Origin of the sequence: Pseudoduganella aquatica, from assembly GCF_020865585.1 — a bacterium.
GTDB lineage: Bacteria > Pseudomonadota > Gammaproteobacteria > Burkholderiales > Burkholderiaceae_D > Rugamonas > Rugamonas aquatica_A.
Genome location: NZ_CP086370.1, coordinates 3,394,919 through 3,414,446, shown reverse-complemented (window position 1 = coordinate 3,414,446; position 19,528 = coordinate 3,394,919). Strand labels below are relative to the sequence as shown.

18 protein-coding genes and 1 pseudogene are annotated in these 19,528 nt (G+C 64.7%); 13 read left to right on the top strand and 6 right to left on the bottom strand.

The annotated features are described in order from the left end of the window. Entirely contained in the window at positions 1-801 is an 801-nt protein-coding gene (locus tag KT882_RS15250) for an alpha/beta fold hydrolase (RefSeq protein WP_161074804.1), read from the top strand. Here KT882_RS15250 and KT882_RS15245 read toward each other — a convergent pair. Then, positions 798-1,760 (bottom strand): alpha/beta hydrolase family protein, encoded by a 963-nt coding sequence (locus tag KT882_RS15245; protein WP_228896512.1) that lies wholly within the window; start codon positions 1,758-1,760, stop codon positions 798-800. The two genes, KT882_RS15250 and KT882_RS15245, sit on opposite strands and share 4 nt — an antisense overlap. Positions 1,761-1,823: 63 nt before the next feature. Further along, positions 1,824-3,857 (bottom strand): bifunctional 2',3'-cyclic-nucleotide 2'-phosphodiesterase/3'-nucleotidase, encoded by a 2,034-nt coding sequence (locus tag KT882_RS15240; RefSeq protein ID WP_228896652.1) that lies wholly within the window; start codon positions 3,855-3,857, stop codon positions 1,824-1,826. A gap of 215 nt (positions 3,858-4,072) precedes the next feature. On the opposite strand from KT882_RS15240, the gene KT882_RS15235 reads away from it, so the two are divergent. The 10 genes from KT882_RS15235 (at position 4,073) to KT882_RS15190 (ending at position 11,263) form a co-directional block, all read left to right on the top strand. Further along, a complete protein-coding gene (locus KT882_RS15235) occupies positions 4,073-4,696 on the top strand; it encodes a PEP-CTERM sorting domain-containing protein (RefSeq protein ID WP_228896510.1) in 624 nt (207 codons plus the stop codon). 24 nt (positions 4,697-4,720) lie between these two features. Further along, positions 4,721-5,230 carry a phage tail protein gene (locus tag KT882_RS15230; RefSeq protein WP_228896508.1) on the top strand — a complete coding sequence of 170 codons (510 nt, stop codon included), beginning with the start codon at positions 4,721-4,723 and terminating at the stop codon, positions 5,228-5,230. Between the two features lie 22 nt (positions 5,231-5,252). Next, a complete protein-coding gene (locus tag KT882_RS15225; protein WP_161074808.1) occupies positions 5,253-5,792 on the top strand; it encodes a phage tail protein in 540 nt (179 codons plus the stop codon). Between the two features lie 10 nt (positions 5,793-5,802). Beyond that, entirely contained in the window at positions 5,803-6,324 is a 522-nt protein-coding gene (locus KT882_RS15220; RefSeq protein ID WP_228896506.1) for a phage tail protein, read from the top strand. A 6-nt stretch (positions 6,325-6,330) separates the two neighbouring features. Beyond that, on the top strand, positions 6,331-6,822 hold the full coding sequence (locus KT882_RS15215) for a GNAT family N-acetyltransferase (protein ID WP_223149396.1): 492 nt from the start codon (positions 6,331-6,333) through the stop codon (positions 6,820-6,822). Further along, the gene (locus tag KT882_RS15210; RefSeq protein ID WP_161074810.1) at positions 6,819-7,196 is read left to right on the top strand and encodes a DUF6916 family protein; all 378 of its coding nucleotides are present in this window, start codon (positions 6,819-6,821) and stop codon (positions 7,194-7,196) included. Before KT882_RS15215 ends, KT882_RS15210 begins: the two co-directional genes overlap by 4 nt. Before the next feature lie 92 nt (positions 7,197-7,288). Beyond that, positions 7,289-8,393 (top strand): peptide chain release factor 2 gene (gene prfB / locus KT882_RS15205; RefSeq protein ID WP_161074811.1). Its coding sequence is split into 2 segments (ribosomal slippage): positions 7,289-7,369 and positions 7,371-8,393, totalling 1,104 coding nucleotides; the frame shifts between segments, so codons are not numbered across the junction. Next, positions 8,393-9,067, top strand: coding sequence for an HAD family hydrolase (locus tag KT882_RS15200; RefSeq protein WP_228896505.1), 675 nt, complete (start codon positions 8,393-8,395; stop codon positions 9,065-9,067). Before prfB ends, KT882_RS15200 begins: the two co-directional genes overlap by 1 nt. 16 nt (positions 9,068-9,083) lie before the next feature. Then, complete coding sequence (gene lysS, locus KT882_RS15195; protein WP_161074813.1) at positions 9,084-10,616, top strand: lysine--tRNA ligase; 1,533 nt, start codon at positions 9,084-9,086, stop codon at positions 10,614-10,616. 287 nt (positions 10,617-10,903) lie between these two features. Further along, positions 10,904-11,263: a hypothetical protein gene (locus KT882_RS15190; RefSeq protein WP_161074814.1), complete on the top strand. Its 360-nt coding sequence runs from the start codon at positions 10,904-10,906 to the stop codon at positions 11,261-11,263. A 4-nt stretch (positions 11,264-11,267) separates the two neighbouring features. Here KT882_RS15190 and ppnN read toward each other — a convergent pair whose 3' ends face one another. After that, positions 11,268-12,638, bottom strand: coding sequence for a nucleotide 5'-monophosphate nucleosidase PpnN (gene ppnN, locus KT882_RS15185; protein WP_161074815.1), 1,371 nt, complete (start codon positions 12,636-12,638; stop codon positions 11,268-11,270). A gap of 314 nt (positions 12,639-12,952) precedes the next feature. Here ppnN and KT882_RS15180 point away from each other — a divergent pair, with 314 nt between their 5' ends. Continuing rightward, positions 12,953-14,458 (top strand): peptide MFS transporter, encoded by a 1,506-nt coding sequence (locus tag KT882_RS15180; protein ID WP_161074816.1) that lies wholly within the window; start codon positions 12,953-12,955, stop codon positions 14,456-14,458. Positions 14,459-14,603: 145 nt separating this feature from the next. Here KT882_RS15180 and glpD read toward each other — a convergent pair whose 3' ends face one another. After that, on the bottom strand, positions 14,604-16,145 hold the full coding sequence (gene glpD / locus KT882_RS15175) for a glycerol-3-phosphate dehydrogenase (protein ID WP_161074817.1): 1,542 nt from the start codon (positions 16,143-16,145) through the stop codon (positions 14,604-14,606). Positions 16,146-16,207: 62 nt separating this feature from the next. After that, positions 16,208-17,137, bottom strand: coding sequence for a LysR substrate-binding domain-containing protein (locus KT882_RS15170; protein WP_228896501.1), 930 nt, complete (start codon positions 17,135-17,137; stop codon positions 16,208-16,210). A 105-nt stretch (positions 17,138-17,242) separates the two neighbouring features. Between KT882_RS15170 and KT882_RS15165 the strand changes: the two are divergent. Continuing rightward, positions 17,243-17,752, top strand: a pseudogene (locus KT882_RS15165) (NAD-dependent epimerase/dehydratase family protein); the annotation flags it as partial. 426 nt (positions 17,753-18,178) lie between these two features. On the opposite strand, the gene KT882_RS15160 reads toward KT882_RS15165, so the two are convergent. Then, complete coding sequence (locus tag KT882_RS15160; protein ID WP_161074819.1) at positions 18,179-19,477, bottom strand: metal-dependent hydrolase family protein; 1,299 nt, start codon at positions 19,475-19,477, stop codon at positions 18,179-18,181. Positions 19,478-19,528 lie beyond the last annotated feature (51 nt).

Below are 19,528 nucleotides of genomic sequence, written 5' to 3'. Positions count from 1 at the left end.
ATGCTGTTCGACATTGATGGCGCGGCCGCGTACTGCTACACCGGCGGAAAAACCTTCGACCCCGCCCTGCCCACGGTGGTTTTCATCCACGGCGCGCAGAACGACCATTCCGTGTGGGCGCTGCAAAGCCGCTACCTGGCGCACCACGGCTACGGCGTGCTGGCGGTTGACCTGCCCGGCCATGGCCGCAGCAAGGACGAGGCAAAGCGCAGCGTGGAGGAGATGGCGGACTGGCTGCTGGCGGTGCTGGACGCGGCCGGCGTGGTGCAGGCCGCCCTGGTGGGCCACAGCATGGGCTCCTTGATTGCGCTGGAACTGTCGCAGCGCGCGCCGGAACGGGTTGCCAAACTGGCCCTGCTGGGAACGGCCTATCCGATGAAGGTGTCCGACGCGCTGCTGAACACCTCGCGCGCCAATGAGCAGGCGGCGATCGACATGGTCAACATCTACTCGCACTCCAGCATGGCGCAGAAACCATCTTGTCCCGGTCCAGGCTTTTCCGTCATGGGCGGTGCGCAGCGGCTGATGCAGCGCATGTCGGCACTGAATCCGGAGCAGCTGTTCTATACCGACTTCCATGCCTGCAACGCCTACGCCAACGGCGAAGCGGCCGCGCAGGCGGTGCGCTGCCCCACCCTGTTCATCCTGGGGTCCAAGGACATGATGACGCCGGCCAAGGCCACCAAGCTGCTGACCACCGCGATCCCGCATGGCCGGGTGGTGCAGGTCGATGCGGGCCATTCCATGATGGCGGAGCAGCCCGACGCCGTACTGGACGCGCTGATAGCCTTCCTGCGCTAACGGCAAGCCCGCTGGGGCAGCCCGTGGATGAAATCTATGGCCGCCCCGGCCACGGCCGGCGCCAGCGGCAGGGCCGGATTTGAGTAGGAGGCCATCTGCTGGCCCATATCAGCCGGCACCCGCTTGAGCACGTGGTTCACGCCATCCGCCAGCACCAGGCGGCTTGCCGGATTCGCCTTGTGCAGCAGCGTGGCCTGTTCGGCGCCAACCTGGATATCGGTCGTGCCCTGTACGATCAGCGCAGGCATGCGCAACTTGGCGAATTCCTGGGACGGCACATATTTGAACCACGAAATCATATAGGGCTGCACGCTAGGACGGTAGATGGCCTGCAGCTCCGTCGGCAGCGTAGCCGGGCGCTTGCCGCTTTCAAGCGCAGACAGAATCCGGTCGTTGGCCTGCGCCAGCTCGGCGGACAGCTTCGAGTCGAGCTGGCGGCGCAGCAGCAGTGACGCGCGCTCCGCAGGGCCGGACAGCGAGATAAACCCGTCCGTCTTCGCCGCGCGCGCGGCCAGCATGCCGATCAGCGAGCCTTCGCTGTGGCCTATCACCGTGACGGATGAGTAGCGCCCTTCCTGCCTGAGCTGATGCACCCAGGCGGCGGCGTCGCCGCTATAGGTCTCAAAGCGCAGCTGCGCCTCGCTGGCTGCGGCGCGGGCGCTGGCGCCGATGCCGCGCTTGTCATAGCGCACACTGGCAATGCCCGCTTCCGCCAGCGCCTGGGCCAGCATCTTCAGGCTGTTATTCGCGCCGGGCGCCAGCTTGCTGTTGCCGTCGCGGTCCGTCGGCCCGGACCCGGCAATGATCAGTGCAACCGGCGCGCAGCCAAGCGGCAGCGGCACCATCAGCGTGCCTTGCACGTCGCCGCTGGGCGTGGACAGCGTGGCGGCACGCGGCAGAGCCGTATATTCCGCCGCCGTGCAAACCGATGCCAGGCCGAGCGCAGCGCCTGCCAACATGATGAGTTTTCCTTGCACGCGCAGTCTCCTGTGGTTCCAGGCCCGATCCTCGGGCCGCGATAATTATGGCCGCGACAAATCTATGCCGTACAGCGCCAGCCCCTTGCCTGCGCCGTCGTCGGCCTGCAGCTGCGTTATATTGTCCAGCCCCGCCGCGCGCGCCAGCTCAAGCTTGCCGGGCGCGGAATGGAACACCACCGGCCCCTTGGTCCGCACGGCGGCAAAGCGCCAGCTGCGCGCGGCGCCGTGGGTGGCGCGCAGCAGCGTCTTCGTGCGCTGGATGTAGGCGATCAGCACATCCCGGTTGGCGTCCGGCGCCGAGAAGATGGTGCTGCGAGCGTCCACGCCGGGGAAGGAGCCGCCGCCGGACGCGCGGTAGTTATTGGTCGCCACCAGGAATTCCTGGCCCGGCTGGACCGGCTTGCCCTTGTAGCTCAGGCCCTGTATGCGGCTGCCTTGCGGCTGCGTCACGTCGATGCGGTAGCTTACGTCCGGGCTGCTCAGCATGTCGAAGTTGTAGCCCGCAAAGCCGGGATTCACCAGCTCCTGCGGCGCGGCCTTGTCAGGGTCTATCGTGTTGAAACGGCTGGCCGCTTTTTCCAGCCAGGCTTTCAGGCCCGCGCCGTCCACTTTGACGCCGGACAGCGTGTTCGGATACAGATACAGGTCGGCAGCGTTGTTCAGGGCGATGGCGCCCAGCTTCACATCGGTGTAGTCGCCCGGCCCGGCGGCGCCAGACTTGAACGGCGCGGAGACCGACAGCACCGGCAGCTGCGCGTACTGCGGCAGATTGGCGCGCACGTAGCCGGCAAGGTAGGCTGCCTGCGCTTCGTTCACCGCCTGCACGGCGCTCACGTCGCCCACGTCCGCAAAATAGGAAGTCATGGGGAAATCGGTCGTACCCAGCGGCGTTTGCACATAGCGGATGGTGGCCGCATGCTCGGCCGCCACCAGCGGGGCGATGGCCGGGTCGGGCTCCACGTAGCGCTTCGCGCCGGTGTTGGCTGCACTGGCCGTGCTGCGGGCCTCCACCGTGGTGCGGGCCTTGTCCAGCACCCAGCGCTGCCCCTCGCGCTGCAAGTGCAGGCCGATCACGCCGAGATGCTTGCCCCACAGGCTGGCCATCACGGCCGGCACGCCATGCACCGTGCCCTTTACCTTGTCCACGCCGGGCAGGCTGAATGGCGCGGACGTGCTGGCCGCGTTCGGGAAGGCTTCGTGCGCGTGCCCCAGCAGCATGGCGTCTATGCCAGGCACTTGGGCCAGGTACAGGCCCGCATTCTCCATCTGCGGCGTGTACGGCGCGCCGTCCAGGCCGCCGTGCAGGATGGCCACCACGATGTCGGCGCCCAGCGCGCGCATCTGCGGCACGTATTTGAGGGCAGATTCGCGCACGCCTTCCGCGTACACGCGCCCTTCCAGCCAGCGCTTGTCCCAGCCCAGTATGCCCGGCGGCGTGAAACCGATCAGGCCCACTTTGAGCACCGCCTGCACCGGCTTGCCGTCCGTGCCGGTGGCGCTGATGCGCTTGTCGATAATGGTGTAAGGCTGGAACAGCGGCTGCTTCGTCTTGCTGCTGTAGATATTGGCCAGCACCAGCGGGAAGGCAGCACCGGCGCAGCGAGGCGCGCCCGGGTCCAGTCCCTCCACGTCAAAACGCGCGCCCGTCACCTGGCTCAGATAAGGCAGGCCGTAGTTGAAATCATGGTTGCCCAGGCCGCCGCCCTCCACGCCCAGCAGGTTCAAGGCTTTGTAGACCGCCAGCGTTTCACCGCAGGACAGCGGCGCGGCCAGCGCCTGGTAGTCCGCAAGCGCCGTGCCCTGGATGGTGTCGCCGTTATCGAGCAGCATGCTGTTCGGGAATTCCGCACGCGCCTGGCGGATCAGCGTTGCGGTGCGCTCCAGGCCCAGCGAGGCATCGGGCGCCAGCTTGTAATAGTCGTAGCTCAGCACATTGGCGTGCAGGTCGGAGGTTTCGAGCAGCGCCAGCGTGGCCCGCGTGCCGTCCGGAACTGCCGGTAGGCCGGCGTCCAGCGTACTGCATCCAGCCAGGGCGGTCAGGAACAATGGGAGGGAAGACTGGCGCAAAAAGGACATCTTGATATAGGGCAAAGTATTCGGACGGGCCATCATACGCTGCGCACACCCCTGCCGCAATCCCTGCCAAGTCAAGGAATATCGCTGGTAAAAATGCGATGTGCGGAAATGCGACGATGTTAAAAAGAAATGTATTGATGACAATTTATCGGGCGTATGATCTCAGCGGTGACCAGGGCATTTCCAGCTATTAATTTGCTAGGGAAGACATCGACATGTACACGATACGCTCCGTTTTACTCGCCGCCGCGCTGTTCTGCGCCTCCCCGTTGCTGCATGCCACCGAACTTATTCAGAACGGCAATTTTGAAGGCGCCGACAAGAGCATGTGGCTGCTGTCCGGTGACTCCTTCTACCAGCTGTACGCCCTGGACACGAGCGGCACGCCGCTCTCCAACCCGGCCAACAATGTTTTCGCGGATGGCAATTACCTGTCGCCCGGCGTCATAGGCCAAAAGATCAACACGCTGGCGACGGCGACCTATACGCTGAGCTTCGACTTCCAGCGCTACAGCCTCCCGAACGACCCGGTGCAAACCGTCTTCCAAGTCAAGTTCAACGGCGTATCGCTCATGCTGGAAAGCGACATCACGTCCGACTGGCTGCACGTTGTCATCCCCAACCTCACGGCCGCGACCGGCGAGTCCCTGCTGGAGTTCTACAACCTGAACGCCAGCTACTACAACCAGCTCGACAACATCTCGCTGTTTGAAACCCGCGACGGCACGCCAACCGACCCGACCGGTCCTGGCACCGTGCCGGAACCGGCCACGCTCGCCATTCTGGCAGCAGGACTGGCACTGATGGCCGGCGTCCGCCGCCGCGCATCGCGCCCATAAGCAAACCACCCTCGGGAGGCACCCATGTCCAACCCCTATCTCGGAGAAATCCGTCTGGTATCGTTCAACTTCGCGGCCAAGGGATGGGCCAGATGCGAAGGCCAGCTGCTGTCCATCGCGCAGAACCAGGCTCTATTTTCACTGCTGGGCACGACGTATGGCGGCAACGGCCAGTCCACCTTCGCCCTGCCCGACCTGCGCGGACGCGTTCCGATGCACATGCACAGCAACTACCCCCAGGGCATGGCCGCCGGCTCCACCGTCAGCACCCTGACTGCGGCGGAAATGCCGGCCCACACCCACGCCGCCATGGCCTCGCCCACGGTAAGCCATTCGGCTGACCCGGCCGGACGCGTGCTGGGCTCCGTTGAGGCCGGCGCGCTCAACATCTACCGCCCTGCCGACGGTAGCGCCGCCTTGCATCCGAGCACCCTCAGCAATGCTGGCGGCTCGCAGCCGCACACGAATATGCAGCCCTACCTGACGATGACCTTCATGATCGCGATGGCGGGCATCTTCCCTTCACGCGATTGACGCCAACCAACCGGAGCGCATCATGGGTCAACCCTATATAGGCGAAGTTCGCATGTTCGGCGGCAATTTCGCTCCACGCGGCTGGGCTTTCTGCAATGGCAGCCTGGTGCCGATAGCCGAATACGACGCCCTGTTCAACCTGATCGGCACCACCTATGGCGGCGACGGCCAAACCACCTTCGGCCTGCCCGACTTGCGCGGACGCGCGCCCATGCACCAGGGCACGCAGCAGGGCAACACCTACCAGATGGGAGAATCCGGCGGGGTGGAGCAGGTCACCCTGACGGTGGCGCAGATCCCCAACCACTCGCACAGCGTGGGCGCGAGCAGCGCCGCGCCCGCTGCCGCAGGCGCCGGCGTGGACCTGCTGGGTGCGGTCGCCTATGTGCCGTCCTCGCCCACGCCCAAGCCGAAGATGTACGCCCCGCCGGGCGCCACCGTGGCCATGGCGAGCGCTGCCATCGCCCCCGCCGGCGGCAGCCAGCCGCACAACAATATGGCGCCCTTCCTGGCGGTCAATTTCATTATCTGCCTGGAAGGCATCTTCCCGTCACAGTTCTGAGGAGCATGCCATGTCCGATCAATTCGTCGCAGAAATCCGCATGTTCAGTGGCAATTTCGCGCCTACCGGCTGGGCCATGTGCAACGGCCAGCTACTGCCGATCTCGCAGAATACCGCCCTGTTCTCCCTGCTCGGCACCACCTATGGCGGCGATGGACGCACCACTTTCGCCCTGCCCGACCTGACGCAGCGCATACCCATCCATCCGGGCCAGGGGCCGGGCCTGAGCGAGCGTTTCCTGGGCGAGGAAGGTGGGGAAGCGGCGGTGACGCTGACCATCAGCCAGTTGCCGGGACACAGCCATGCGATGCAAGCCTCGTCCGCTGGGGCAACCCTGAACGCGGCGGGCGGCAACCTGCTGGCAAAACCGGTCGTGCCGAGCCCGCCTTATCACGATCCGGTCAGCCTGGCGGCCATGCCGCCTGGACTGATAGGCACGGTGGGGACTGGTGTGCCGCACAACAATCTGCAGCCCTTCCTGGTCGTCAATTTCATTATTGCGCTGCAGGGCATCTTCCCGCCGCGCAGTTGACGCCCCATGGACAGCGCCACGCTGGCCTTGCGCCCCGCCACCGACGGCGACCAGCCCTTTCTGCTGGCGCTGCTGGCAAGCACGCGGCCGGAACTGTCGCTGCTGGACGAAATCCAGCGCACCATGCTGCTGCAGATGCAGTTCAGCGCACAGCGCTCGCACTACCGGCAGCAGTATCCGCATGCCGAACACAGCATAGTGATGGCCGGCGGCGAGCCTGCCGGGCAGATGCTGGTGGCCCGCTCCGATGCCGAACTCAGGCTGGTGGACGTCAGCCTGCTCCCGGCTTGCCGGGGCCGGGGCGTGGGCTGCCAGCTACTGGCGGCCTTGCAGCAGCAGGCTGCGCAGGCGGGACTGCCGCTGCGCCTGCAAGTGCTGCACAATAATTCAGCCCGCCGGCTCTATCTCCGGATGGGCTTTGTACCGGGACTATCCGAAGGCGTGCACGAAACCATGGAATGGCGCGCCGCTGTCAACTTCATAGGGGAACCGACATGAAACGCCGTACCTTCATCGTGGCAAGCGGCAGCCTGCTGGGCGCAGCCAGCCTGGGCCGGGCCGCCACCTTGGCCGGCGGTCTGCCGGCCGCAAGTTCCGTCCGCATGGCGGCTTTCAGCGGGCTGGAAGGCGCGAGTTTCAGCGCCACCCAAAACCGCCGCAGCACCGAACTGCGCCTGGTCTCGGTCAAACAGGCGGCCTCGTCGCCGGGCATCGAGCAATTTTCCCTGGTATTTAGCGCCGGCGCCCCGCTGGCCAGCGGGCTGTACGAGGTTGAACAGGCCGCTACCGGCACGGTCGCCATGTACCTGGAAGCGGCCGGCGAATCGCCCCAGGGCCAGCTCTGCCGGGCCGATTTCAGCCTGCTGGCGTAAAACTGCGGCAGGGGACGCCGCGGCGGGCCGCGACACTGGTCAACTGGGGTATAATCGAAGGTTTGATTACACCACTAAAAGACTAGAAGATCATGGAAGCCGAACGCATCAACGCCCTCTCCGCCCTGCTCGCCGATCTGACGACCCGCGAAGCCGAACTTCGGAGGTATCTTTGACTTCACTGTCAAAGAAGAGAAGCTCGAACAAGTAAACGAAGAACTGGAAGACCCCACCGTCTGGAATGACCCGAAACGCGCCCAGGATCTGGGCCGCGAGAAGAAGGCGCTGGAAGCCATCGTCCATACGCTGACCAAGGCCGACGCCGACCTGAAGGACATGGCCGACCTGTTCGCCATGGCCAAGGAAGAAGGCGACGACGACACGTTGGAAGCGGTCATCACGGACACCGAGGAAATCAAGACCGTCATCGAAGGCATGGAATTCCGCCGGATGTTCAACAATCCGATGGACCCGAACAACTGCTTTATCGACATCCAGGCCGGCGCCGGCGGCACCGAGGCCCAGGACTGGGCGTCCATGCTGCTGCGCCAGTACCTGCGCTATTGCGAGCGCAAGGGCTTCAAGGTCGAGGTCATGGAACAGTCCGACGGCGAGGTGGCCGGCATCAAGACCGCCACCCTGAAGGTCGAGGGCGACCACGCCTACGGCTACCTGCGCACGGAAACCGGCGTGCACCGCCTGGTGCGCAAGTCCCCGTTCGACTCGGCCAACGGCCGCCATACCTCGTTCACGTCGCTGTTCGTGTACCCGGAAGTGGATGATTCGATCGACATCGAGATCAACCCGGCCGACCTGCGCATCGACACCTACCGCGCGTCCGGCGCCGGCGGCCAGCACATCAACAAGACCGACTCCGCAGTGCGCCTGACGCACGGCCCGTCCGGGATTGTGGTGCAGTGCCAGAACGACCGCTCGCAGCACCGCAACAAGGCCGAGGCGATGGACATGCTGAAGGCCAAGCTGTACGAACTGGAACTGCGCAAGCGCATGAGCGAGCAGCAGAAGCTGGAAGACTCCAAGACCGACGTGGGCTGGGGCCACCAGATCCGCTCCTACGTGCTGGACCAGTCCCGCATCAAGGACTTGCGCACCGGTTTCGAAACGGGCAACACCAAGGGCGTGCTGGACGGCGACCTGGACGAGTTCATCTCCGCATCCCTCAAGCAAGGCGTCTAATGGCACAAGCTCAGCGCGCGTTCATCTTCGACATGGACGGCACCATCGTGGACAACATGGCCTTCCACACCAAGTCGTGGCTGGCCTTCTTTGAACGGCGCGGCCGCGCGCTGGACGCGGACGCCTTCTTCCGCGACACGGCCGGCCGCCAGGGCCATGAGATCATGCGCCTGTACATGGGCGACCACCTGAGCAAGGAAGCCAGCGCCGAGCTGGACGCCGAGAAGGAAGCGCTGTACCGCGAGCTGTACGGCCCGCACCTGGAAACCGTGCCCGGTTTCGACCAGCTGATCGCCACCGCCCAGGCGGACGGCGTGGCGCTGGCCGTGGCCACCGCCGCGCCGAACGACAACATCGTCTTCACGCTGGACGGCCTGGACCTGCGCAAGCACTTCAAGGCCGTGGTGGGCGCGGCCGACGTGGCGCGCGGCAAGCCGAATCCGGACGTGTTCCTGCTGGCCGCCGAGCGCTGCGGCGTGGCGCCCGAGCACTGCATCGTGTTCGAGGACGCGCCGCTGGGCGTGGAAGCGGCGCGCCGCGCCGGCATGCGCGCGGTGGTGCTGACCACCACCCTGCCGGCCGAAGCGTTTGCCGAATTCGACAACGTGATCTGCGTGGCGCGCGACTTCAGCGAGCTCAATATCGCCGAGCTGTTTGCAGCCGAAATTAATTAATCTACCAAATACAATCATGACTACGGATATCCAAGAACAAGCAGCCGCCCCGCAAGACGAGAACAAAATCATCGCCGAGCGCCGCGCCAAGCTGGCCGCCATCCGCGAACAGGGCGTCGCCTTCCCGAACGACTTCAAGCCGCAGCACAAAGCCGCCGACCTGCACATCCAGTACGGCGAGAAGACCCGTGAGGAACTGGAAGCCAATCCGGTGACCGTGGTGCTGGCAGGCCGCATGATGCTGAAACGCGAAGCCGGCAAGAAAGCCGCCTTCGCCACGCTGCAGGACGCCTCCGGCGCCAAGGCCGACGGCCGCATCCAGATCTACGCCACGCTGGACCTGACCGGCGAAGCCGCCATGGCCGCCCTGCACCACTACGACCTGGGCGACATCCTGGGCGTGACCGGCACCCTGTTCAAGACCAAGACCGACGAACTGACCATCAAGGTCACCGAGCTGCGCCTGATCACCAAGTCGCTGCGCCCGCTGCCGGACAAATTCCACGGCCTGGCCGACCAGGAAACCAAGTACCGCCAGCGCTACGTGGACCTGATCATGAGCGAAGAGACGCGCCGCACCTTCAAGGCCCGTACCGCCGCCATGTCCTCGATCCGCCGCTTCATGGAGAAGAACGACTTCATGGAAGTGGAAACGCCGATGCTGCACACCATTCCAGGCGGCGCCGCAGCCAAGCCTTTCATCACCCACCACAACGCGCTGGACATGCAGATGTTCCTGCGCATTGCGCCCGAGCTGTACCTGAAGCGCCTGGTGGTGGGCGGTTTCGACCGCGTGTTCGAGATCAACCGCAACTTCCGCAACGAAGGCGTGTCGATCCGTCACAACCCTGAATTCACGATGATGGAGTTCTACGCGGCCTACACCGACTACAAGTGGCTGATGGACTTCACCGAAGCCGTCATCCGCCAGGCCGCCATCGACGCGCACGGCACCGCCACCCTGACCTACGGCGGCCGCGAGCTGGACCTGGCCAAGCCATTCCACCGCCTGACCATCGTGGAAGCAATCAACAAGTACGCGCCGGGCTATACCGACGCGCAGCTGAACGACGCGGAGTTCATCAAGGCGGAACTGAAGAAGTTCGGCGTGAAGCCGCACGCGCACTCGGGCCTGGGCGCGCTGCAGCTGGCGCTGTTCGAAGAAACCGCCGAGTCGCAGCTGTGGGAACCAACCTACATCATCGACTATCCGGTTGAAGTGTCGCCGCTGGCGCGCGCTTCGGACACCCGCGAAGGCATCACCGAGCGCTTCGAGCTGTTCATGGTGGGCCGCGAGATCGCCAACGGCTTCTCGGAGCTGAACGATGCGGAAGACCAGTCGGCGCGCTTCCTGGCGCAGGTTGCTGCCAAGGAAGCGGGCGACGACGAAGCCATGTTCTACGACGCGGACTACATCCGCGCGCTGGAATACGGCATGCCGCCGGCCGGCGGCTGCGGCATCGGCATCGACCGCCTGATGATGATCATCACCGACTCGCCGAACATCCGCGACGTGCTGCTGTTCCCGCACTTGCGCAAGGAAGAGTAATCGCGTAGCGATTACGAACACTTTTGGCTTTTGTAAGAAGCCGCCCGGCAAGCAAGCCCGGCGGCTTTTTTTACGCCTGCTTGCGCTGCCTCAGCAGGCGGCCGGGTTCGCTTGACGCCCTGCGGGGCACGGCGCAGCATCAGGGAATGAACGGGCCGCCCTCACGAGAAGAAGTCGATACCAAGCTGGACAATGTTCGCATGTCCGCCGAGGTCTTTTTCGCCCGTATGGACGCACGTTGCGCAAGGATGGAGGCAGCCTTCGAACTGCACCTGCGGGAAATGGACTTGAAACTCGCCAAGATCACGGAAGAGTTTGCAGCTAAACTGGACGCAAAAATCGCTGCCCTCTACAAGGCAATGATCATCACCGCCATCACCTCCACGCTCACCATCATTCTCGGCGTGGGCGCCATCAACGCGACGGTGTTCACCGGCATGCTGGCTGCGCTGGACAAGGGCGAGGAACTAGGCACCATGTACACCAAGCTGGGCCAGCGCATGCTGGAGCAGGATGCGCAGTTCAACCGGATGATGCTGAAGCAGCGCGAGGACTTTGCGCGCATGGAAGCCAAGCTGGAGGCCCACATCGCTGAAGAAAAGGCCGAGCGCGCGCGCCAGCAAAGCCAGCGCGCGCCCCGGCGTTAGAGCACTACTGGACGATGCGGTAGCAAGGCGTGTAGGCCTTGCCCGCCAGTTTCATGCGGCTCTGCGCCACAAAGGACGCCAGCAGCGAGTCCATCGGCCCCATGATGGCCGGGTCGCCGTGGATCTCGAAGTGGCCGAATTTCTCGATGGCGCGTATGCCCTCGTCCTTCACATTGCCCGCCACCACGCCCGAGAACGCCCGGCGCAGATTCGCCGCCAGCAAGTGCGTGGGCTGGTTCTTGTGCAGGCTCAGGTTGCGCATATTCTCATGCGTGGGCGCGAACGGCTTCTGGAACTCCTGGTCGATTTTCAGCGCCCAGTTGAAATAGTAAGCGTCGCTGCGCGCCTTGCGGAACTCGCGCACTTCCTTGATGCCGGCCTGCATTTCGCGCGCCACCAGTTCCGGGTCGTCCACGATGATCTTGTAGCGCTTCTGCGCCTCGGGTCCCAGCGTGTCGGCGATGAACTGGTTGATCTGCACGAAATACTCGCGCGACGTTTCCGGGCCGGTGAACACCAGCGGGAACGGGATTTCCGCGTTCTCCGGGTGCAGCAATATGCCCAGGATGTACAGGATCTCCTCGGCCGTGCCGGCGCCGCCGGGGAACACCACGATGCCGTGGCCGGTGCGCACAAAGGCCTCCAGCCGCTTCTCGATGTCCGGCATGATGATCAGGTCGTTCACGATGGGGTTGGGCGACTCGGCCGCGATAATGCCCGGCTCCGAGATCCCCAGGTAGCGCCCCTGGTGGGTACGCTGCTTGGCGTGTCCGATGGTGGCGCCCTTCATCGGCCCCTTCATCGCGCCCGGACCGCAGCCGGTGCAGATGTCCAGGCCGCGCAAGCCCATCTGGTAGCCCACTTCCTTGGAATAATTGTATTCGGCGCGGTTGATCGAGTGGCCGCCCCAGCACACCACCAGGTTGGGATTCAGGTGCGGCTTGAGCACGTTGGCATTGCGCAGGATATGGAACACCGCGTCGGTAATGCCGTCGGTGCGGCTCAGGTCAAACTTCGGATTGTCCGTCACCTCGTTGCTGACGAAAACAATATCGCGCAGCACCGCGAACAAATGCTCGTGTATGCCCTTGATCATTTTGCCGTCGACAAAAGCAATCGCCGGCGCGCCCTTGATTTCCAGCTTGATGCCGCGCTCGCGCTGCATGATGTTGATGTCGAACGATTTATAGCGCTCCAGCAGTTCCTTTCCATCGTCGATAGTGCTACCGCAGTTCAGCACCGCCAGGGCGCAGTTGCGGAAGATGTTATACAGCCCGCCCTTGCCGGAATCGAGCAACTTTATTACTTCCGCCTTGGAAAGCACCTCCAGCATGCCTTCAGGGGAAATCAGGGTATCGACAACGTCATGTTCCATGATACGAATTCCTTATTCAGTTCCACACAACCACAACAACTCTTGAGCCTGCGACACCAATATACGACAAAGGCACCGTTTTGGGGCCAGTGTTTAATAGGAAACGGCTATCGCAAATGGACATCCAGCGAATAGCCGTTGCAAGTTTAGCCACATTGCTGCGGCGCAGCAAGCGAATTGCTGGACATAAGTGCGCGGTAGATTAAAATGGCGCCCTGTTGGGACGCGGACTACCGGCAACCACGCTACAAGCGCGCTTGCTTAGCCCGGTCCCATATTTTTTTATCTAAACAGAAAATTTTTCAGGAGAAGCCGTGAGCGGAGCAACTACGCAAAGCCCGGAAGTCAAAATCCCGGAGTTCAAACAGATCCTGGGCCATCCGGCCCCGCTGTGGATGCTATTCATGACAGAGTTCTGGGAGCGCTTCGCGTTCTACGGCATACGCTGGGCTTTGGTGCTGTACATCGTGGCCCAGTTCTTCGGCGGCGACGCCTCCGGCCAGCAAACCGCCAGCGCGCTGTACGGTTCCTACCTGGCGCTGGTGTATGCCGCCGCGCTGTTCGGCGGCTACGTGGCCGACCGCGTGCTCGGCTACCAGCGCTCCATCCTGGTGGGCGCCGTGTTCATGGCCGCCGGCCTGTTCGCCATCGCCATCCCTGACGACACCATCTTCAAGATCGGCCTGGCCACCATCATCGTCGGCAACGGCCTGTTCAAACCGAACATCTCCACCATGGTGGGCAAGCTGTACTCCGTGGCCGACCCGCGCCGCGACTCCGGCTTCACCATCTTCTACATGGGCATCAACACCGGCGCCCTGATCGCCCCGGTACTGACCCAGATCCTGGCCGAGAAGGTATTCGGCGCCGAAGGCATGCCTTCGTACAAAGTGGTCTTCATGGCCGCAGGCGTGGGCATGATCATCAGCCTGGTCTGGTTCTTCATCGGCCGCGCCCAGCTCAAGGGCATCGGCGCGCCGGACCCTGCCGCTCCCGGCATGAACCGCGTCGCCTACGTAGTGCTGGGCGGCCTGGCCGTGATTCCTGTGTTCTACCTGCTGCTCGCCGTGGGCGCCAACCAGCTGCAAGTGGTGCTGACCGTGCTGTTCCTGATCCTGGCCGCCATGCTGCTGCTGGAAGGCTTCCGCAACGGCGCCGTGGCGCGCGACAAGGTCATCGCCATGATGGTGATCTTCACCTTCAACATCATGTTCTGGATGTTCTTCGAACAGGCCGGCAGCTCCTTCACCTTCCTGGCCGATAACATCGTGCGCCGCGACTTCGGCGGCTGGACCTTCCCGACCGCCTGGTTCCAGACCGTGAATTCGATCGCCATCATCGCCTGCGCACCTATCGTGGCTGCTGCATGGGTGTTCCTGGCCAAGCGCAACGCCAATCCATCGATCCCGCGCAAATTCGGTCTGGGCATCCTGTTCAACGCAGCCGCCTTCGGCCTGCTGTGGTTCTCGCTGTCCTCGCTGGTCGGCGCCGACAGCAAGATCCCGTTCTGGACCCTGTTCATGGTCTACGTGATCCAGTCGGTTGGCGAGCTGTGCCTGTCGCCTATCGGCCTGTCCATGGTCACCAAGCTGGCCCCTACCCGCCTGGTTGGCCTGGGCATGGGCGGCTGGTTCCTGTCCACCGGCATCGGCAACAACCTGTCCGGCATCTTCGCCTCCCACGCCTCCGGCGAGAGCGGCATGTCGGTGACCACCGCCCTGTCGGCCTACACCCAGGGCTTCTGGATACTGATGGCCGGCGGCGTGATCCTGTTCCTGGTCGCACCGCTGATCCAGAAACTGATGCACGGCGTGAAGTAGGCTTCAGCGCTTCATGGAAAACGGCAGCCGAGGCTGCCGTTTTTTTTGCGCGGGCGCATGCTGGCGGGTTACGGCGTGCCGCCTAACCCGCCCTACGGCCGCGCTATCGTTAGCACGTAGGGCGGGTTAGCGAAGCGTAACCCGCCTATGCCGGCAAGGGATGCGCGGCCATCCATGCCGCGAGGCGCGCTTCCGCGCCCTCGGGCACGTGCAGGCCAAGCTTGGAGCGCCGCCACAGGATGTCCTGCGCCGCCGTAGCCCATTCGTAGCGGCGCAGGTAGTCCACTTCCACCGCATACAGGCCGGGCTCCACTTCCGCGCCCATGTCCTCCAGCTTCACGCGCCCCGCCAGCAAGGTGTGGATGCGGGTGCCGTAAGCGCGGGCATAACGCGCCACCAGCACGCGCGGCAGCCAATCGTACTGCTGCAGCAGCTTGTCGCGCCATTCGTCGTAACGCAGCACGGCGCAGTTCTGCGGCGTGTCGCCGAACAGGTCGCCGCCCGGCAGGCAGGCTTTCGCCGTCCAGCCCGGCTGGCGGTTGCCCAGCGCCTTGCACAGCATGTCCACCGCTTCCTCCGCCAGCTTGCGGTAGGTGGTGATCTTGCCGCCGAAAATACTCAGCAGCGGGGCCGCGCCGCCATCGTCGTCCAGCTCCAGCCGGTAGTCGCGCGTGACGGCCTTGGCGTCCTGCGCCTCGTCCTCCACCAGCGGGCGCACGCCTGAATAGGTCCACACCACATGCTCGGGCCGCACCGGCTCCTTGAAGTACTGGCTCACCAGCTCGCAGAGATAGGACACTTCGTCCGGCGTGATCGCCACCGCGTTCGGGTCGCCCTTGTAGTCCAGGTCGGTGGTGCCGATCAGCGTGTAGTCCTGCTCGTAGGGAATCGCGAACACGATGCGGCCGTCGCGGTTCTGGAAAATGTAGGCGTGGTCGTGGTCGAACAGCCGCTTGACCACGATGTGGCTGCCCTTGATCAACCGCAGATGCTGGCTGCTGCGCTGAGGCAGCGCCTGGCCCAGCAGGCTGGCGGTCCATGGCCCGGCCGCGTTGACCACGCTGCGGGCGCGCACCACCGTGTCCTGCCCGTCCGCGCCGCGCAGCGTGGCGTACCACAGGCCGCCCTCGCGCCGCAGGGCCGTGCAGGCGGTGCGGGTCTTGATGGCGGCGCCGTGCATGCAGGCGTCCATGGCGTTGAGCACCACCAGGCGGGCGTCGTCCACCCAGCCGTCCGAATAGACAAAGCCGCGCGTGAACTCGGGCTTGAGCGGCCGCCCCGCCACGTGGCAGCGCAGGCCGATGCCGCTGGAACCGGGCAGCAGCTCGCGCTTGGCCAGGAAGTCATACAGGAACAGGCCGGCGCGTATCAGCAGCGCGGGCCGTTGGCAGGGCGCATGCGGCATCACGAAGCGCAGCGGATGCATGATGTGCGGCGCGGCGCGCAGCAGCACTTCGCGCTCGATCAGCGCCTTGCGCACCAGCGAGAATTCATAGTATTCGAGGTAGCGCAGGCCGCCGTGTATCAGCTTGGTTGACGCGGACGAGGTGTGCGACGCCAGGTCGTCCTTCTCGCACAACACCACGCACAAGCCGCGCCCTGCGGCGTCGCGCGCTATCCCGGCGCCGTTGATGCCGCCGCCGACCACCAGCAAATCGCATTCGATATCGTGCACCGCAGCCGTCATTCCATTATCCGAGATGTTGCCGTGGGATAAAGATACGCCATTTATGAAGAATCTGGCAACCCCTATCTGGGCGCCTGTTCCGGCGCCGGCGAGCAAGCCGCCAGCGCGCGCTGCATTTCCGCCATTTCGTCGGCCAGCCAGGCGCGGAAACGCTCGATCTTGGGCATGCGTTCCTTGTTGATGTTGACCAGGAAGCGATAGCCGGAGGTGTAGGGTATGGGGCAGGCGGCGATCATGTGCAGGTCGCCCCGGCGCAAGTCCTCGTAGACGATGCTGAACGCGGCCAGCGCCACCCCCTGCCCCGCCACCGCCGCCTGCGCCAGCACGCCCCAGTGGCTATAGCCGCGCGAGACCTTGTAGCCGCCCCTGGGCAGGCCGTTGGCCTCCACGTAGCGGTCCCAGTACACATTGCTGCCCTCGTCCAGCAGCGGCAGGCTGCGCAGGTCCGCCAGCGTGAACTCGCTGCGGCCCGGCGGCAGGATGTCCGGGCTATAGACCGCCACCAGGCGGTCCGAGAACAGCATGGCGGGGTCGCCCGGCTCGTACAGGCCATAGCGGATGGCCACATCCACGCTGTCGTCCTCCAGGCTCACGTTGCGGTCGCTGGCGTCCAGCCGGATATCGATGTCGGGATGCAGGCGCGTGAAATGCGTCAGGCGCGGCGCCAGCCATTTCAGCGTGAACGAGTGCGTGCTGGAGATGCGCAGCACGCACTCTTCGCCGCTCTTTTGCAGCGCCGCCGCCTTGGTGCGCAGGTCGCCCAGCACGCGCGCCACCGTGGCGGCGAAATCGCGCCCCTTCTCCGTCAGCGCCACGTGGCGCGGATGGCGCAGGAACAGGGCGAAGCCGAGTTCCTCCTCCAGGTTCTTGATCTGCTGGCTCACGGCGGCCGGCGTCTTGTGCAGCTCCTCCGCAGCCAGCTTGAAGCTGCCCCAGCGGGCTGCGGATTCCAGGTCGATCAGCCCGGACAGGCTGCGCAGCGGTTTGGCCATGCACGCTCCATGAATTAGTTTAACTTGTTCTCAGACTGGCAATTTTCTCGTTTGATCGCCACCCGGGCAGGAAGGACAATGAATCCATACTAACAGGAGATTATCATGCACAAGAATATCTTGGTGATCGGCGGCACGCGCTATTTTGGCAAATTATTGGTCCAGAAGCTGCTGGACGCTGGCCACCGCGTCACGCTGGCCACGCGCGGCGTCAGCGCGGACGGCTTCGGCAGCCGCGTCCAGCGCATCCGCGTGGACCGCCGCGACCATGCCGCCATGCGCGCGGCCTTCGCCGGCAGCCAGGGCTACGATATTGTGTATGACCAGACCTGCTACAGCCCGCTGGACGCGGCCATCGCCATCGAACTGTTTGCCGGCAAGGTCGAGCGCTACGTGATGGCGTCCAGCATGGAGGTGTACCGCAAGCTGCTGGGCCGCCAGGACGGCGCCTTCGAGGAGCTGGACCTGGACCTGAAAGCGCAGCGCATCGACCTCGCGCATCCCTGGAACGACCCGCTGATGGCGGATGAGAATTACGCCGAAGGCAAGCGCCAGGCCGAGGCGCTGCTGTACCGCGACGGCAAGCTGCCCGTGGTGACGGTGCGCCTGGCCCACGTGCTGGGCGGCGACGACTTCACGGGACGGCTGGCCTATTACGTGGCGCTGGCGCAGGCGGACCAGGCGCTGCTCTACGCCAGCGCCAGGGCGGCCACCTGCTTCATCAGCGCGGAGGAAGCGAGCGATTTCCTGCTGTGGACCGGCATGCAGGATTTTCTCGGCCCGGTGAACGCGGCCGACAGCGGCGCGCTGTCGGCACTGGATCTGCACCGCCGCGTGGGCAAGGTGCTGGGACTGAAAGTGCGCGCGCTGCCGCACATCACGCAGGGCGGACTGAGCCCCTTCGACTACCCGGTGCCCTACCTGATGGACACGGCGCGCACCCGCTGCCTGGGTTACCGCTTCGGCGACAGCGCCAACTGGCTGGACCTGGCGATCCACCAGCTGCAGCCGGAGCTGGTGTGCGGCGGTCTTGCCCCTGTCTCAGCGCTTGAAGACCACGCCGTCCTTCATCACAAAGCGGACCTGCTGCAGCAGGCTGATGTCTTTCAGCGGGTCGCCGCTGACGGCGACGATGTCGGCGGCGTAGCCCGGCTCCACCGAGCCTAGGCGGCTGCCCTGGTTCAGCAGCTCGGCCGCGTTCAGCGTGGCCGAGCGTATCGCCTCCAGCGCCGGCATGCCCGCTTCGACCATATAGGCGAACTCCTTGGCGTTGTCGCCGTGCGGGAAAACGCCCGCGTCGGTGCCGAAGGCGATCTTCACGCCGGCCTTGTAGGCACGGCCGAAAGTGGCCTGTATCAACGGGCCGATGGCCGCCGCCTTGGGCCGCACCACAGGCGAGAAGAACTCCGGATCCTTGGCCTTGTCCGCCACGTAGCGCCCGGCGCTGATGGTGGGCACGTAGTAGGCACCCTGCTTCTTGAACAGGGCGATCGCCTCGTCGTCCATATAGGTGCCGTGCTCGATGGAGTCGATGCCCGCGCGCAGTGCGCGCTTGATGCCCTCCACGCCGTGCGCATGCACGGCCACGCGGAAGCCGTAGTCCTTGGCCGTGGCGGTGATGGCTTTCAGTTCCTCGTCCGTGAACTGCGAGTTCTGGCCGCTGGCGGCCTGGCTCAGCACCCCGCCGGTGGCGGTGATCTTGACCAGGTCCGCGCCCTCCTTGTAGCGGGCGCGCACCGCTTCGCGCGCCTGGTCCGGGCCGTTGATCACGCCGTCGTACGGCGTTGGATGCCCCACCGCCTTGCCCAGTTCCCGCGACAGGCCGTTGGTGCCGTCGCCGTGGCCGCCGGTGGTGGAGATGATGGTGCCCGCCGTGTACATGCGCGGCCCGACAATGGCGCCGCTGGCGATGGCGCGCTTGAGCGATATATTCAGGCCGTCGCCGGCGCCCAGGTCGCGCACAGTGGTGAAGCCGGCCTTCAGCGTGCGCTCGGCGTAGGCCACCGAGCGGAAGGCGTCGTCCGCCACGTCCTGGCTCAGCTTCATGCGCAGCGACTCCACTTCCTTGTGCGACTCGCCCGTCAGATGCACGTGCATGTCAATCAGCCCGGGCAGGCAGGACTGGCCGCTCAGGTCGATATCGCCCTTGGCCGCGCCGGTCGGCGCCACCGACTTGACCACGCCGCCGTCCACCACCACGGTCACGCGTTCGCGCCAGACGCCGGCCTTCACGTCCAGCAGGCGGCCGCAATCAAGCGATTGCGGGGCAGCGGTGGCGGTCGTGGCAACAGCGGCGCCGTTCAATAACAGCAGCAGACCCAGGGCAGACTTGGCACGCATAAGCGGATTCCTGTAAAAATTGGTGTGCGGCAAGCGTAGCATAAGAACAAG

Bases quoted from the DNA above. Each gene is read 5' to 3' on its own strand.
- KT882_RS15220 (WP_228896506.1), top strand. From the start codon at position 5,803: ATGTCCGATCAATTCGTCGCAGAAATCCGCATGTTCAGTGGCAATTTC.
- KT882_RS15230 (WP_228896508.1), top strand. From the start codon at position 4,721: ATGTCCAACCCCTATCTCGGAGAAATCCGTCTGGTATCGTTCAACTTC.
- KT882_RS15225 (WP_161074808.1), top strand. From the start codon at position 5,253: ATGGGTCAACCCTATATAGGCGAAGTTCGCATGTTCGGCGGCAATTTC.
- KT882_RS15160 (WP_161074819.1), bottom strand. From the start codon at position 19,477: ATGCGTGCCAAGTCTGCCCTGGGTCTGCTGCTGTTATTGAACGGCGCC.
- KT882_RS15240 (WP_228896652.1), bottom strand. From the start codon at position 3,857: ATGTCCTTTTTGCGCCAGTCTTCCCTCCCATTGTTCCTGACCGCCCTG.
- lysS (WP_161074813.1), top strand. From the start codon at position 9,084: ATGACTACGGATATCCAAGAACAAGCAGCCGCCCCGCAAGACGAGAAC.
- glpD (WP_161074817.1), bottom strand. From the start codon at position 16,145: ATGACGGCTGCGGTGCACGATATCGAATGCGATTTGCTGGTGGTCGGC.
- KT882_RS15170 (WP_228896501.1), bottom strand. From the start codon at position 17,137: ATGGCCAAACCGCTGCGCAGCCTGTCCGGGCTGATCGACCTGGAATCC.
- KT882_RS15250 (WP_161074804.1), top strand. From the start codon at position 1: ATGCTGTTCGACATTGATGGCGCGGCCGCGTACTGCTACACCGGCGGA.
- KT882_RS15210 (WP_161074810.1), top strand. From the start codon at position 6,819: ATGAAACGCCGTACCTTCATCGTGGCAAGCGGCAGCCTGCTGGGCGCA.
- KT882_RS15245 (WP_228896512.1), bottom strand. From the start codon at position 1,760: ATGTTGGCAGGCGCTGCGCTCGGCCTGGCATCGGTTTGCACGGCGGCG.
- KT882_RS15200 (WP_228896505.1), top strand. From the start codon at position 8,393: ATGGCACAAGCTCAGCGCGCGTTCATCTTCGACATGGACGGCACCATC.
- ppnN (WP_161074815.1), bottom strand. From the start codon at position 12,638: ATGGAACATGACGTTGTCGATACCCTGATTTCCCCTGAAGGCATGCTG.
- KT882_RS15235 (WP_228896510.1), top strand. From the start codon at position 4,073: ATGTACACGATACGCTCCGTTTTACTCGCCGCCGCGCTGTTCTGCGCC.
- KT882_RS15215 (WP_223149396.1), top strand. From the start codon at position 6,331: ATGGACAGCGCCACGCTGGCCTTGCGCCCCGCCACCGACGGCGACCAG.